Origin of the sequence: Enterobacter sp. PI-10 (genome assembly GCF_027947695.1) — a bacterium.
GTDB classification, from domain to species: domain Bacteria; phylum Pseudomonadota; class Gammaproteobacteria; order Enterobacterales; family Enterobacteriaceae; genus Enterobacter; species Enterobacter vonholyi.
On record NZ_JAJNOG010000002.1, the window covers coordinates 658,462 to 672,004 of the forward strand.

A 13,543-nucleotide genomic window follows, 5' to 3' on the forward strand; every position below is an offset into this window, starting at 1 on the left:
ACTACGCTTCTAATATCGAGGGGGGTTATGCTAAAAACGCTACTTCGTTTCTTTTGGTCAAGTGTTAAGAAGGAATTTGAATGGTTAAGGTTGAGGAATTAAAAACGAAGTACCCAGGCGCAGCGGCCTGGCAAATGGGTGACAGCCCGGAACTGGCGAGCAAGCTTGCGGACCTGATTAAAAAAGGAATCAAAACGGCCACCTGCGGATCTTTTGCCTCGTACTCGCAGGATGTGTCTGCAGCGCGGGTGGGGAGCTACAACATAATCCTTGATGGACAAAACGTCCCGGTCTGTGTGATCAGGCTGGTTTCACAGCGGCTGGTGCGTTTTTGCGATGTTACTGAAGAATTCGCTCGCAAAGAGGGTGAAGGTGATTTAAGCCTTGAATACTGGCAGAAAGAGCATCAGCGATTTTTCGTCTGCGAAGGCCATTTTTCTGAAGATATGGAACTGATCGCAGAAGAATTTGAATTGGTTGATGTGCTGTAAGCGGAGATTAAGTGGCCAGGATAGTACCTTCGCTGAATTCGTTCCGGTAAAAGACAACGTAAGTTCTCCTCGCGCTGGTCCTCATGGGAGCATCAAAACCTGCAATTTGTTTTTATGCCCAGGATGCACAGGGGCACACAGAAAGCCTGCTACGCTTTTCGCGTATCGGCTCCGGATTTAATGAGCTGTAAAACGTGCTGGTATTCGTCGCCGGAATCCGTACCATACGCGGCATACAATGTTTGCCCCTGCTGGCTCCGAAGGTAGTACTCAATGCAAGAGAATCAAGAGATTAACAAAAAAGAGCAATACAACCTCAACAAACTGCAAAAGCGACTGCGCCGTAACGTGGGCGAAGCCATTGCAGACTTCAACATGATTGAAGAAGGCGACCGCATCATGGTTTGCCTGTCAGGGGGTAAAGACAGCTATACCATGCTGGAGATCCTGCGTAATCTCCAGCAAAGTGCGCCAGTGAATTTTTCCCTGGTGGCGGTCAACCTTGACCAGAAACAGCCGGGTTTCCCGGAGCACATTCTGCCGGAATACCTCGAAAAGCTGGGCGTTGAGTACAAAATCGTCGAAGAGAATACCTACGGCATTGTGAAAGAGAAAATCCCGGAGGGGAAAACCACCTGCTCACTCTGCTCTCGCCTGCGCCGCGGCATTCTGTATCGTACCGCGACGGAGCTGGGCGCGACTAAAATTGCGCTGGGGCATCACCGCGACGATATCCTGCAAACGCTTTTCCTGAACATGTTCTACGGCGGCAAGATGAAAGGCATGCCGCCTAAGCTGATGAGCGATGACGGCAAGCACATTGTGATCCGCCCTCTCGCCTACTGCCGCGAAAAAGACATTGAACGTTTTTCTCAGGCGAAAGCGTTCCCGATCATTCCATGTAACCTGTGCGGCTCTCAGCCGAACCTGCAGCGTCAGGTAATTGGTGACATGCTGCGCGACTGGGATAAGCGTTATCCGGGTCGTATCGAAACCATGTTCAGCGCGATGCAGAACGTCGTCCCTTCTCATCTCGCGGATGTGGAGCTGTTCGACTTTAAAGGCATCAACCACGAGTCAGAAGTTGTGAACGGCGGGGACCTGGCGTTCGATCGGGAAGATATTCCCATGCAGCCAGCGGGCTGGCAGCCGGAAGAAGATGACAGTCAGTTTGAAGAGCTGCGTCTGAACGTGCTTGAAGTGAAGTAAACGATTAGCGTCTCAGAAAAACCGTCTGAGACGCTTCATTCTTTATTTCAGCAGACGTACGCGACAGGTTTTACCCTTAATTTTCCCGTTTTGCAGCTGCTTCCATGCCTTATGAGCAACCTTCTGGCGAACCGCGACATAGACATGCGCCGGATGGACCGCAATCTTACCGATATCCGCCCCGTCCAGCCCCACATCCCCGGTCAGCGCGCCTAATACGTCACCTGGACGCATCTTGGCTTTTTTACCGCCATCAATGCACAGCGTCGCCATTTCAGCCTCCAGCGGCACAAGGCTAACGCCGGCCGGTGCATTCACCCAGTTCAGCTTAATCTGCAGCATCTCAGAAAGAATATTGGCGCGCTGCGCCTCTTCAGGTGCGCAGAAGCTGATGGCCAGTCCGCTGTTTCCCGCGCGCGCGGTACGGCCAATACGGTGCACGTGTACTTCAGGATCCCATGCCAGCTCAAAGTTCACCACCAGCTCAAGCGATTTGATATCCAGACCGCGTGCAGCGACGTCGGTTGCGACAAGAACTCGGGCGCTGCCGTTAGCGAAACGAACCAGCGTCTGATCGCGATCGCGCTGTTCCAGATCGCCATGCAGCGACAATGCGCTCTGACCGGCGGCTTTCAGAGCATCACAGACCGCCTGACAGTCTTTTTTGGTATTACAGAACACCACGCAGGATGCAGGCTGATGCTGGCTCAGCAATTTCTGCAGGAGCGGGATTTTACCCTGCTGAGAGGTTTCAAAGAACTGCTGCTCGATGGCGGGCAGCGCATCAACGCTGTCGATTTCAATGGTGAGTGGATTTTTCTGCACGCGACCACTGATGGCGGCGATGGCTTCGGGCCAGGTCGCAGAGAACAGCAGCGTCTGACGATCGGACGGTGCGAAACGGATCACCTCGTCAATCGCATCGCTGAAGCCCATATCCAGCATCCGATCGGCCTCATCCATGACCAGCGTTTGTAACGCATCCAGCGAGACGGTGCCTTTTTGCAGGTGATCCAGCAGGCGTCCGGGCGTGGCGACAATAATGTGCGGCGCATGCTGGAGTGAATCACGCTGGGCGCCGAACGGCTGTCCGCCACAGAGGGTTAAAATCTTGGTGTTGGGCAGGAAACGCGCCAGGCGACGCAGTTCACCCGCGACCTGGTCTGCCAGTTCGCGGGTCGGGCACAGTACCAGAGACTGGGTCTGAAAAAGCGCCGCATCGATATGCTGCAACAGGCCAAGGCCAAATGCCGCCGTTTTCCCGCTGCCCGTTTTCGCCTGTACGCGCACGTCACGGCCCTCGAGGATGGCGGGCAACGCGGCCGCCTGAACAGGCGTCATCGTGAGGTATCCCAACTCGTTGAGGTTAGCGAGTTGGGCGTCGGGCAGAACATTCAGGGTAGAAAAAGCGGTCACAATTGTCTCTCGTGGTGATCTTAGCGGTCAGATGGCGCGTATCCTCGCAGATCTCGCGGTCCGATGCGACAATTTAATCGGTTCTTCATCGGGCGGCGGGTCGGGCATTGGCTGCGGACGCGGTATGGGATCGGGCATGGGCACCGGATCGGTGGGGATGGGATCGGATTGACGTGAATGTTGCAGTAGCAGAGCGTAAAGGATGCTCATCATTCCCTCCAGAATTGGCTGTCATCCCTTTTAGGGTAGACGCTGAGAATCAGGAGGCAAAAAAAAGCCGACTATGAAGTCGGCGTCGTACGAATCAATTGTGCTATGCAGTAATTCAAAAAAGGAAGTAAGACAATATGGAGCGCAACGCCCATCGCTTGACGTTGCATTCACCTGCGGGAGTAATATTGCACCTTACGGGGTAGATGTTTATTGACTTCGCTCAATTAAAAGAGCGTTTTAATCCCGGAAAAAGAGGAAAAAAGCGTAAATTTACAGCCATTTACTACGATGCAACCACCATGCAACACCCCCAATCAAAACAACTAACATCACGCAAAAGGCCGTAAAGCCGTAGCGATAAGCGCCCCCCGGAATACCGCCCAGGTTGACGCCAAACAACCCGGTCAGAAACGTGCTCGGTAAAAACACCATCGCCATCAGGGACATCGTATAGGTTCTTCTCGCCAGAGATTCCTGCATTACCTGCGCGATTTCGTCTGCCATCACCGCCGTTCTGGCAATACAGGAATCTATTTCATCCAGCCCGCGGCCCAGCCTGTCGGCAATATCCTGCATTCTGCGTCGCTGATCGTCATTCATCCAGGCGAGCCTTTCGCTGGCAAGGCGCGCATAAACGTCGCGCTGCGGCGTCATATAGCGGCGCATCACAATCAGCTGCTTACGCAGCAAGGCCAGAAAACCGCGCGGCGGGATCTGCTGATCGAGAAGGTTATCTTCCAGGTCGATGATTTTGTCGTGCAGCTCTTCGATGAACTCGCTCGCGTGATCGGTAAGCGCGTCGCACACGTCCACCAGCCAGCTGCCGCAGTCGGTTGGCCCGGTGCCCTCTTTCAGATCGTTGACGATGTCATCCAGCGCCAGAACTTTTCGCTGCCGGGTGGACACAATGAGCCCATCGTCCATGTAGACACGCATCGCAACCAGCTGATCCGGGCGTTCATCCGTGCTGCCGTTAATGCAGCGTAGGGTGATCAGCGTCCCGTCACCCATTCGGCTCACGCGGGGCCGCAGGCTTTCACCCGCCAGCGCATCGCGCACGTTATTAGGCAAGAGCGGGGTCGAGGCCAGCCAGTCAGCGCTGTCCGTATGGGTGTAGTTCAGATGTAACCAGCAGGGATGCGCGCTATCGATCGCATCATTATCTTCCAGCGGCCGGGCACCGCCGCGACCATCCAGCACCCACGCAAAAACTGCGTCAGGAACGTTAAGTTCAGATCCTTTAATGCTTTCCACAGCGCCTCCGCCTTTTTAGCTCTTTCGGTGTCAGTCTAGCCTCCATCAGGGCTTAATCAACAACTATGTTTTCCATCGCGCTGAAATCGCTCAGGAAATGAACATGCTGGCAAGAGGCAAAAAAAAAGCCTGGCACGCCAGGCTTTGAGGTTTAATCAGAGAGAGTGTTCTGGCCGGTGGAGGAAGGATGGCGAGCCGCCAGGTAATGAGGAAGAAGAGTTCTGGTCAAGTCTGAAATTGCGCGTTCTGGCCTGCAGCTCAATCACCTGATTACGCAGTACATCAGAGGAGCCGTTGAGTTCCTCTGCCATTGCCACATTACTTTGCGTGACCCGCTCCAGCTCCGATAGCGCCAGGGTAATCTGAGAAATGCCTTTCTCCTGCTCTGACGTCGACGCGGAAATTTCGTCCATTAAGCGGCTGACATTCCCCGAACCCGTTACGATTTCATGCATATTTTTCTCTGCCTGTGACACAACGCTGGCTCCCTGCGTGACGTTACTGCTGGTGACTTCAATCAGCGTTTTGATATTCTTCGCGGCCTCTGCGCTGCGGTGTGCCAGGTTTCTTACCTCTTCCGCGACCACAGAAAAACCCTTGCCATGATCGCCCGCCCTTGCCGCCTCAACGGCCGCGTTGAGCGCGAGAATATTCGTCTGGAACGCAATGCCGTCAATGAGCGAAATAATCTCCGTCATCTGCTGCGCACATTCGGTAATGGACTGCATATTGCTGGCGACCTGTCCCATCAGCTCACCGCCTTTGCGCGCCTGCAGCGTCGCCACATTTGCCTGCTCGCTCGCCAGACGCGTGTTATCGGCATTGTTTTTGGTGCTCGCGGCCATTTGCTCCATGCTGGCTGCGGTTTGCACTAATGATGCAGACTGCTGCTCGGTTTTCACCGAAAGCTGAGCGCTACGTTGCGAGAGTTGATCCGATAAGGTCATGGCGGTTTGCGATGACGCCCTGATCTCACGTACAAGCGTCGCAATATTACCGGAAAGGCTATTGATCCCGGGGATGAGTCGGCCCGCACAGTTATTGCCAAATTCAGGGATAGATACACCAAGGTTGCCTGCTGTCACCTCTTCAATACTTTTCTTCACCGTATTGATCGGCGTCACAAGATACTTCGTCATGTAGACCCAGAGCAAAAATAGTGCAACGAAATTGATGGCATTAAGCGAAATAAAGAGAGAGGGATTGCTGGAAAATAGAACAACGACACCTGCACTTACCAAAAAAAGAGATAAAAGGAACCCGATAATAAAGGTCCTGACACTAATATTTTTTAGCATGATAATACCCACGTTTTATATTTAAGTCGGCACTTAGACTTATAGCATTGGCCCAGAAGTTTTTCATCGCAAACAACGCTTGTTTTTTGTTTCGCCGTTAGCATCCTGAGATTTACCTTAAGTCAGATTAAAAGAGCGTATTAGTAAAAATGTTCTACTCAGCATGCTGCAATACTGGTTTCCAGCCATGTTAAGCGATAGTATCGCCCGCGGTGAGACGATACGATCGCACTCATATTTAAGGAGCTTTGCTACTGTTATTCGTTCTTGTTTAGCAATGCTTAATACATTAACAAAAAGAATATATTTTATATTCTTGATGAGTTTTAGAGTATTAATATGACTGGTCATTATTCACGATAAATAACTAATATGGTTTGAATGCGCATGTTCGTTGCCCGATAAAGATGTACCCGGCAGGCGAAATCGGTAACCCTCTCAGGCGTGGGATTGCATAATGCTCAATATATCGTGGGACCCTGTGTTAATCGCTATCTCTTATCTGGTGGCGTTTATTGCCTCATTTGTGGCGCTGGACAGCGCCGGAAAGATCCCTCTCTCCAGCCGAAAGGCTGCACTCTTCTGGCGGATTGCCGGTGGGGTCACGCTGGGTATTGGCATCTGGTCGATGCACTTTATCGGCATGCTGTCGATGCAAATGCCCATGATGATGAGCTACGACCTCTGGTTAACCCTTGCGTCACTGGGCGTCGCGGTGGTTGCGTCGACAACGGCGCTTAATATTGCCGTCACGGGTAAAAAACTTTCCCCTTTTCGACTGATCTTTGCCACGACGCTCCTGAGCGCTGGCGTGGTGTCTATGCACTATATCGGTATGGCGGCCCTGATGCTGGATGGCAGCATCATCTGGGATCGCAGCCTCGTAGGGTTGTCCGTGGTTATTGCGGTTGTTGCCTCAGGTACGGCGCTGTGGCTGGCTTTCCGACTGCGCGATAAACATAAAGGCGTCTTTATCGATCGAATTATCGCGGCCTTCGTTATGGCTGCCGCGATTTGTGCGATGCATTATACCGGCATGAGCGCCGCGCAATTTCAGGAAATGGCGCATGCCGTCCCCGGAGGGATCGGTGAGCTGGGTTTATCCATCTGGGTTTCAGTCACCACGCTCTGCCTGCTCGGCGTGATGTTAATCATTTCACTTATCGATTCTCACCGGCGCACCGGCCGGCTGACGGATAATCTGCAGCAGCTCAACCGTCAGCTAGAGCTGCAGGCGCGTTTTGATGCGCTCACCGGGCTCGCAAACCGCCACCAGATGGATCTCCGCATGCAGGACTGTCTGCGCAGCGCGCTGCTGAGCAAGAAGCCATTTGCGGTTATTTTCCTGAACGTCGATCACTTCAAACGCGTTAACGATACGTGGGGTCACAGCGTCGGTGATGAGCTATTGATCGCTGTCGCGCAGCGCATCACGGCAAGGCTCACGCGTGAGATGACCCTGGCAAGACTGGGAGGAGACGCCTTTATCCTGCTGGTGCCTGAATGTGATAACGACAAGCTCAGCGCCCTGCTCACCGCGCTGCTTGAAGATGTACGACGCCCTCTGTCGATATGCGGACATACGTTAAGCACGACGATCAGCGCGGGCGTCAGCCTCTATCCTCAGGATGGCGAAACGCTGCATGAGCTGAAACTCAAGGCGGATGCAGCTTTACACCGCGTCAAGGAAGATGGCCGTAACGGCTGGGCGATTTACCGGGCCGAGATGTCAACAGCGATCCCGGCGAAACCCGGCTTTCTGCAGGAACTCTCGCAGGCGCTTGAACGGGATCAGTTTGAACTATGGTATCAGCCAACCTGGCATGCGGGAGAGAAAACGATTCATGGTTTTGAAGCCCTTCTGCGCTGGCGACATCCAGAGCAAGGCGTTGTATTGCCCAATCTGTTTATCCCCTCGCTGGAACAAACAGGCTTAATTATTCCGGTAGGTAACTGGGCCATTGAAGCGGCATGCCGACAGCTTCATTTCTGGACTGAACAAGGGTTCAGCCAGTGGACGTTGTCGCTCAACCTATCCCCCGTTCAGTTCGAACAGCCGGACATTTTCCAGATCATCTCGTCGATGCTGGAAAAATATAACCTGCCTCCGTCCCGACTGATCCTGGAGGTAACGGAAAGCACCGCGCTTAAAAATCTCGACCGCAGCATTGAGTTGCTTAACGCGTTTAATCATGCGGGGATCGTCGTCTCGATTGATGATTTTGGTACGGGCTATTCCAACCTGCTGATGCTTAGCGTGCTTCCCGCAAAAGAACTCAAGATCGACAGAAGCTTTGTCACATCGATGCTGGGAAATGAAAAAAGCTACAAGCTGGTCGAGACCATAATCAGTATCGCCCGGACCATGGAGATGAATGTGGTGGCAGAAGGGATCGAGACGGAAGAACAGGAGGCGGTTCTCACCCGTCTCGGCTGCGATTACCTGCAGGGGTATCTTTTCTCCCGGCCCTTACCTGCCGAACAGGTACCGTGGCTACTGCTGCAGATAAACTCAGACAAACAGATTATCCCCATTAATAAAATTCAAACGGACCCCGCATTTATTTCACAAAAAAATCATGCCTGACGGGGTTAAGTGGAGTATGTTTCAAAGGAGTACACGCGAGTCAATTCTGGCATGATTGTCAGGCACATGTTGTCGATGAACAGGAAACGCCTATGTCGCAACCTTGTTTTGATGCGTTGAATGTAATTAAAACACCCGTGTGGCTCGTTTCACCCGTGTCGGAAAAGATCATTTTTGCGAATGTGGCAGCAAGGCAGCTCATGGGGGATAAAACCCTCGAGGACCTTCGCAAAGGGATCTATTCTGCCAGGGCGCAAACCCTCCTGACGATGTATGTACCTGAACTGAAAACAGAGCAGGAGATCGTCGAAATCTGGACGGCTAGCCGGGATGGACAGGACACGCCGTTAAGCTGTCGGCTCTCGCTCGCCCACTACGCTCCCTGGGGAGATGTGATTGTTTTCGAAGGCATCTCCCAACAAATGTTCTCAGGATTGAAGGCAAGCCGTTCCGCCACCTATCGACGGAAAAAACAGGGTTTCTATGCGCGCTTTTTTCTGACCAACAGCGCCCCGATGCTGTTAATCGATCCGGCCCGCGACGGGCAAATTGTCGATGCAAATCTGGCCGCACTCAATTTTTATGGTTACTCACATGATGACATGTGCAGTAAGCATACCTGGGAAATCAATACGCTGGGGCGAGATGTGATGCCCATTATGACTGCGATTGCCGCGCTGCCCGGTGGTCATAAGCCGCTCAATTTTATTCACCGCCTTGCCGATGGAACCACCCGCCACGTTCAGACGTATGCCGGGCCCATTGAGATTTACGGCGACAAGCTGATGCTGTGCATCATCCACGATATCACCGAGCAAAAAAGGCTGGAGCAGGAGCTGGAACATGCCGCGTTACGTGACTCCATGACGGGACTACTCAACCGGCGCCAGTTCTACGCAATTACCGATCAAAGCAACCGGAATAAACTTCCTGCGCAGCAGCAATTTAGCCTGCTGCTGGTGGATACCGACCATTTCAAAAACATTAATGACCTGTTCGGTCATCTGAAAGGCGATGAGGTTCTAATCGCCCTTTCCCGAACGCTGGAAGCCTGTAGTCGGGAGGGCGACATGGTGTTCCGCTGGGGTGGCGAAGAGTTCGTTATCCTGCTGCCGCGTACCTCTCTCGATACCGCCCTGCAGATTGCCGAGTTAATCCGTGCAGCCGTTGCACGCATCACGATTCCGGGCTTGCCGCGGTTTACCGTCAGCATTGGGGTGGCGCGGCACAATCAGGGAGAGAGTATTGACGAGCTGTTTAAGCGTGTGGACGATGCCCTGTATCGCGCTAAAAATGACGGACGCAATAAAGTCCTTGCTGCATGAAACTGGAGTATCCGGAAAAGCCCCGCTACAATGCCCACCTCGAATCAATTAGCTTCAGGTGGGTAAAAGCAGCAATGGGAAAAACTGAAATAATACTCACCTTTATTATTTTGCTCCTTATTATATTTGGCTTCTGGTTTATTTTTAGCGGTGAGATCTGGTATCTCGTAGAATTCCTTGAAAATAGCCTTTACCCGACCTTCGACGCACTGTAACGCACGTTTAATCGCTTGTTTCACCTACCGAATATGTCAGGTATCTGCTTGTCTTACTGCCGCGTAAAATATACGGCGTTATCCTCCAACAACGTTGATAACGAATCATTTATTCATTTGCTTATGTTGCCCGTGCTCTGACGGGCTTTTTTATTTCCGGCAATTCAGCCATGCCAGGCTATATCTTAATCATCTTTATTGAAAAAGGTGAGGAATGATGAGCAAGAAGATCCTGATGCTGGTTGGCGATTACGCCGAAGATTACGAAACCATGGTGCCTTTTCAGGCTTTGCAGATGATTGGCCATCAGGTTGATGCGGTCTGCCCCGACAAACCGAAAGGCGACTACATCATGACGGCAATCCATGATTTTGACGGTGCCCAGACCTACAGCGAAAAACCCGGTCACCGCTTTACCCTCAACGCCGATTTTTCAACCGTAAAGGAGCAGGATTACGACGCGCTGCTCATCCCCGGCGGGAGAGCCCCCGAGTATCTGCGGCTAAATGAGGACGTGTTAAAGCTGGTACAGGCATTTGACGCCGCGCGTAAGCCGATTGCTGCGGTGTGCCACGGCCCGCAGCTGCTTGCTGCCGCGGGCATTCTGAAAGGACGAACCTGTAGCGCCTACCCGGCCTGCGCACCTGAAGTACGTCTCGCGGGTGGACACTACGCCACTATCGGCATCGATCAGGCCCATGTAGACGGCAACCTGGTGACGGCTCCCGCCTGGCCTGCGCATCCGCAGTGGCTGGCGAAGTTTAGTGAGTTGTTAGAATAGCCCACCTCTGCTCCCGCCAGCTCCGCCTGGGCGGGAGCGATATCTCAGACGAAGCCAAAAAAATAGTATGTATGGAGCACTGGTTAGCAGGGAATTATTTATTCATTCTGGCGACGCCATTGCGCTTCTCTCTCTCGCTCCTTTCTTCGAGCTTCTTCTTTTTTACGATACAGCGGTGGATAATAAATATTTCCCCAGTCCCATTTGCCGAACCAGACATTCATCAGGGCGCTAAATACAATGATAAGGACGATATAAAATATAACAAAACCCTCATCACCACCCAGATTAAAAAGATCGCTGGCTAAGGAATGCTGAGCGTGACTGAACCAGTGCGGATGGTAATCAAGTATCATGAAAAACAGGATACCAAAAAGTAAATCGCCAACTTTGAATCTTTCAGTGAATTTACTGCGCCAGGCGGAATCATGTTTTTCATAGTAATTAAGTAAAAACTGATTATTCTCTTCCAGTGCTAAATCAAGGACTTCTCTTGAGGGTACCTTACCCGGGTATCTCTCGTAATCGCTCTGCGGGCGAAGAATATCCGGAAAGATGCTGCTGTATATGATCTCATTCAGCACTTGCCTGAAGAGACTGGCGACAAAGGGCATGAGGGTTGTGGCTATCAGCCCCAGAGCCGCCAGTGCGACGCAGAAGAAACCAAGGTGTTCGGTCCAGCTAATGGCCTGTACGGGCCAGGTCAAAATCCCCTGTCCGCTGTAAGCCAGCAGCGCCAGATCGGCGAAAAGGACAATATAGATGAAGCGTATAATCCACTGCCATTCCCAGATTTTATCCATAATACCTAAGCCTGCCGGAAAAGAGGGTTTATCTTTCTTTTCTTCCGTCATAATTTATCCCTGCGATTATATGTGAAACAGACATCTTTTCTGGAATAAAGAAACTGGCGCTAAATGCGCCAGTTCTTAATGTACTCTCATTAACGACAGTTACCGCATAATCCGGGCTCGTCAGTGCTTCTCAATATACATGGTCCGGCTATACGCCACGTCTTCTGGGTTATTAATCGGATATCCTTTCACCCAGGGCTTAATCAGGCGACCGTTGGTGTACTGATAAATTGGCGCGATAGGTGCTTTCTCCATAAGGATTTTCTCCGCCATGTTGTAGTCCGTATTACGCGCTTTCGCCGTGGTTTCCAGCGTCGCCTGGTGAATAATTTTATCGTAGGCCGGATCGTTATAACGCGAGATATTGCCGCTGTGGGTTGAGGTCAGCAGGGACAGGAAGGTCGAAGGCTCGTTGTAATCACCTACCCATGACGCGCGGATCACATCAAAATTGCCGGTGTTGCGGCTGTCGATATAGGTTTTCCACTCCTGGTTTTGCAGTTTGACATCCACACCGAGATTTTTCTTCCACATGGACGCCACCGCAATGGCGATCTTCTGGTGGTTTTCCGACGTGTTGTACAGCAGGTTCAGCTTCAGCGGACGCTGAGGACCGTAGCCTGCGGCCTGGAGCAAGGTTTTCGCCTGAGCGTTCAGCTCCTGCTGGGACATCTGCTCGAACGGTGAAGGGTCAGGGGTGAAACCCGCCGTCACGTCAGGGGTGAAATGCCAGGCCGGCTTCTCGCCGGTACCTAACACCTTCTCTGCCATAATGCGGCGATCGATAGTCATACTCAGCGCAAGACGCACCCGGGCATCGGCCGTCGGGCCCTTTTGCGTGTTAAACGCATAGTAATAGGTCCCGAGCTGGGGCGGCGTATAAACCTGTCCCGGAATGTCCTTCAGGAGCTTCTGATACATGTTTTTCGGGAACGATTCGGTGATATCAATATCACCCGCCAGATAGCGCTTAGTGGCGGACGATTCCTGATTAATCGGAATGAAGGTCACTTTTTGCAGGACGGTGTTCGCATTGTCCCAGTAGTGCGTATTCGGAACGACAACCAGTTTTTCATTCACCACGCGGTCGTTCAGGACGTAGGCGCCGTTACCTACCAGAGCGCCCGGACGCGTCCACTCCTTACCGCTTTCAACGTTCGCTTTTTGCACCGGATAGAAGGCGAAGTTCGCCGTCAGGTTGCTAAACCACGGGAGCGGTTTGTCCAGCTGGACGCGTAAGGTTCTGGCATCCACCGCCGTCACGCCCAGGGTACCTGGCGCCGCTTTGCCATCAATAATGGCCTGCGCGTTGTTGATGCCTGCCAGCGCCGCAAACCAGGCAAACGGAGACGTGGTTTTCGGGTCAACCAGACGCTGCCAGCTGTAGACAAAATCCTGAGCGGTGACGGGCGTACCGTCAGACCATTTCGCGTTATCGCGCAGGGTGAACGTCCAGATACGGTTATCGTTGCTCTGCCAGCGCGTCGCTACCCCTGGGGTCAGTTCCCCTTTCTCGTTCTGATTCACCAGCCCTTCGAAAAGATCGCGAATTACCTGAATCTCGGGTAATCCCACCGCTTTTGCCGGATCGAGCGAAGCGGGTTCGTCTTTAATATGCCTGACCAGCTCCTGTTTTTGCGCCAGTACCGTGCCCTGTGGCACATCAGCAGCGTACGAGAGTGTAGAGAGTCCGCACAGGTACAGTGCAGCACAGAGACGCGAAACAGGATGCTTCATAAGATGCCCTTTAATGAATTCAGGTAACAAGCAGATGCGTAATTATTTGTTTCGAAACAGAGAAATGCAAATACCTTCGTCCGGAATAGTGATTTGAGGCAATTCTCAGCCGTCACGGAAACTATTTGATTAACAGCGGGTTTTGCACAACACTGCCTGTAGA

Annotated in this window: 12 protein-coding genes and 1 pseudogene; 7 read left to right on the forward strand and 6 right to left on the reverse strand. The window is 52.3% G+C overall.

Annotated elements, in window-relative coordinates; translation table 11 throughout:
* The first annotated feature begins 80 nt into the window (after positions 1-80).
* The 3 genes and pseudogenes from LRM19_RS07585 to ttcA all read left to right on the forward strand — a co-directional run bounded on the left by LRM19_RS07585 (position 81) and on the right by ttcA (position 1,700).
* The gene (locus LRM19_RS07585) at positions 81-491 is read left to right on the forward strand and encodes an ASCH domain-containing protein (RefSeq protein ID WP_271368024.1); all 411 of its coding nucleotides are present in this window, start codon (positions 81-83) and stop codon (positions 489-491) included.
* A gap of 87 nt (positions 492-578) precedes the next feature.
* A pseudogene (locus LRM19_RS21195) lies at positions 579-729 on the forward strand (site-specific integrase); the annotation flags it as partial.
* A 35-nt stretch (positions 730-764) separates the two neighbouring features.
* Entirely contained in the window at positions 765-1,700 is a 936-nt protein-coding gene (gene ttcA, locus LRM19_RS07590; protein WP_127731200.1) for a tRNA 2-thiocytidine(32) synthetase TtcA, read from the forward strand.
* Positions 1,701-1,742: 42 nt separating this feature from the next.
* Here the strand turns inward: ttcA and dbpA are convergent, their stop codons facing one another.
* The 4 genes from dbpA to LRM19_RS07610 form a co-directional block, all read right to left on the reverse strand.
* Positions 1,743-3,116: an ATP-dependent RNA helicase DbpA gene (gene dbpA / locus LRM19_RS07595; RefSeq protein ID WP_271368025.1), complete on the reverse strand. Its 1,374-nt coding sequence runs from the start codon at positions 3,114-3,116 to the stop codon at positions 1,743-1,745.
* A gap of 27 nt (positions 3,117-3,143) precedes the next feature.
* Positions 3,144-3,326 carry a proline-rich small protein YnaL gene (gene ynaL, locus LRM19_RS07600; RefSeq protein WP_115875320.1) on the reverse strand — a complete coding sequence of 61 codons (183 nt, stop codon included), beginning with the start codon at positions 3,324-3,326 and terminating at the stop codon, positions 3,144-3,146.
* A gap of 273 nt (positions 3,327-3,599) precedes the next feature.
* Positions 3,600-4,583 carry a zinc transporter ZntB gene (zntB, locus tag LRM19_RS07605; RefSeq protein ID WP_111965070.1) on the reverse strand — a complete coding sequence of 328 codons (984 nt, stop codon included), beginning with the start codon at positions 4,581-4,583 and terminating at the stop codon, positions 3,600-3,602.
* A 155-nt stretch (positions 4,584-4,738) separates the two neighbouring features.
* On the reverse strand, positions 4,739-5,881 hold the full coding sequence (locus LRM19_RS07610; protein ID WP_127731206.1) for a methyl-accepting chemotaxis protein: 1,143 nt from the start codon (positions 5,879-5,881) through the stop codon (positions 4,739-4,741).
* 457 nt (positions 5,882-6,338) lie between these two features.
* Here LRM19_RS07610 and LRM19_RS07615 point away from each other — a divergent pair, with 457 nt between their 5' ends.
* The 4 genes from LRM19_RS07615 (at position 6,339) to LRM19_RS07630 (ending at position 10,789) form a co-directional block, all read left to right on the forward strand.
* Positions 6,339-8,468, forward strand: coding sequence for a putative bifunctional diguanylate cyclase/phosphodiesterase (locus tag LRM19_RS07615; RefSeq protein ID WP_271368026.1), 2,130 nt, complete (start codon positions 6,339-6,341; stop codon positions 8,466-8,468).
* A gap of 92 nt (positions 8,469-8,560) precedes the next feature.
* Entirely contained in the window at positions 8,561-9,793 is a 1,233-nt protein-coding gene (locus tag LRM19_RS07620; protein WP_136194955.1) for a sensor domain-containing diguanylate cyclase, read from the forward strand.
* Positions 9,794-9,867: 74 nt separating this feature from the next.
* A complete protein-coding gene (locus tag LRM19_RS07625) occupies positions 9,868-10,008 on the forward strand; it encodes an Ecr family regulatory small membrane protein (protein ID WP_143345725.1) in 141 nt (46 codons plus the stop codon).
* A gap of 217 nt (positions 10,009-10,225) precedes the next feature.
* Positions 10,226-10,789, forward strand: coding sequence for a DJ-1/PfpI family protein (locus LRM19_RS07630; protein WP_127732791.1), 564 nt, complete (start codon positions 10,226-10,228; stop codon positions 10,787-10,789).
* 98 nt (positions 10,790-10,887) lie between these two features.
* Here LRM19_RS07630 and LRM19_RS07635 read toward each other — a convergent pair whose 3' ends face one another.
* Complete coding sequence (locus LRM19_RS07635) at positions 10,888-11,643, reverse strand: hypothetical protein (protein ID WP_271368028.1); 756 nt, start codon at positions 11,641-11,643, stop codon at positions 10,888-10,890.
* 120 nt (positions 11,644-11,763) lie between these two features.
* Positions 11,764-13,380 carry a peptide ABC transporter substrate-binding protein gene (locus LRM19_RS07640; RefSeq protein ID WP_271368030.1) on the reverse strand — a complete coding sequence of 539 codons (1,617 nt, stop codon included), beginning with the start codon at positions 13,378-13,380 and terminating at the stop codon, positions 11,764-11,766.
* Positions 13,381-13,543 lie beyond the last annotated feature (163 nt).

What these genes read in the sequence shown, in the direction of transcription:
- LRM19_RS07610 (WP_127731206.1), bottom strand. Translation starts at nt 5,881, where the DNA reads ATGCTAAAAAATATTAGTGTCAGGACCTTTATTATCGGGTTCCTTTTA.
- LRM19_RS07620 (WP_136194955.1), top strand. Translation starts at nt 8,561, where the DNA reads ATGTCGCAACCTTGTTTTGATGCGTTGAATGTAATTAAAACACCCGTG.
- LRM19_RS07585 (WP_271368024.1), top strand. Translation starts at nt 81, where the DNA reads ATGGTTAAGGTTGAGGAATTAAAAACGAAGTACCCAGGCGCAGCGGCC.
- ttcA (WP_127731200.1), top strand. Translation starts at nt 765, where the DNA reads ATGCAAGAGAATCAAGAGATTAACAAAAAAGAGCAATACAACCTCAAC.
- LRM19_RS07625 (WP_143345725.1), top strand. Translation starts at nt 9,868, where the DNA reads ATGGGAAAAACTGAAATAATACTCACCTTTATTATTTTGCTCCTTATT.
- ynaL (WP_115875320.1), bottom strand. Translation starts at nt 3,326, where the DNA reads ATGAGCATCCTTTACGCTCTGCTACTGCAACATTCACGTCAATCCGAT.
- LRM19_RS07640 (WP_271368030.1), bottom strand. Translation starts at nt 13,380, where the DNA reads ATGAAGCATCCTGTTTCGCGTCTCTGTGCTGCACTGTACCTGTGCGGA.
- LRM19_RS07630 (WP_127732791.1), top strand. Translation starts at nt 10,226, where the DNA reads ATGAGCAAGAAGATCCTGATGCTGGTTGGCGATTACGCCGAAGATTAC.
- LRM19_RS07615 (WP_271368026.1), top strand. Translation starts at nt 6,339, where the DNA reads ATGCTCAATATATCGTGGGACCCTGTGTTAATCGCTATCTCTTATCTG.
- LRM19_RS07635 (WP_271368028.1), bottom strand. Translation starts at nt 11,643, where the DNA reads ATGACGGAAGAAAAGAAAGATAAACCCTCTTTTCCGGCAGGCTTAGGT.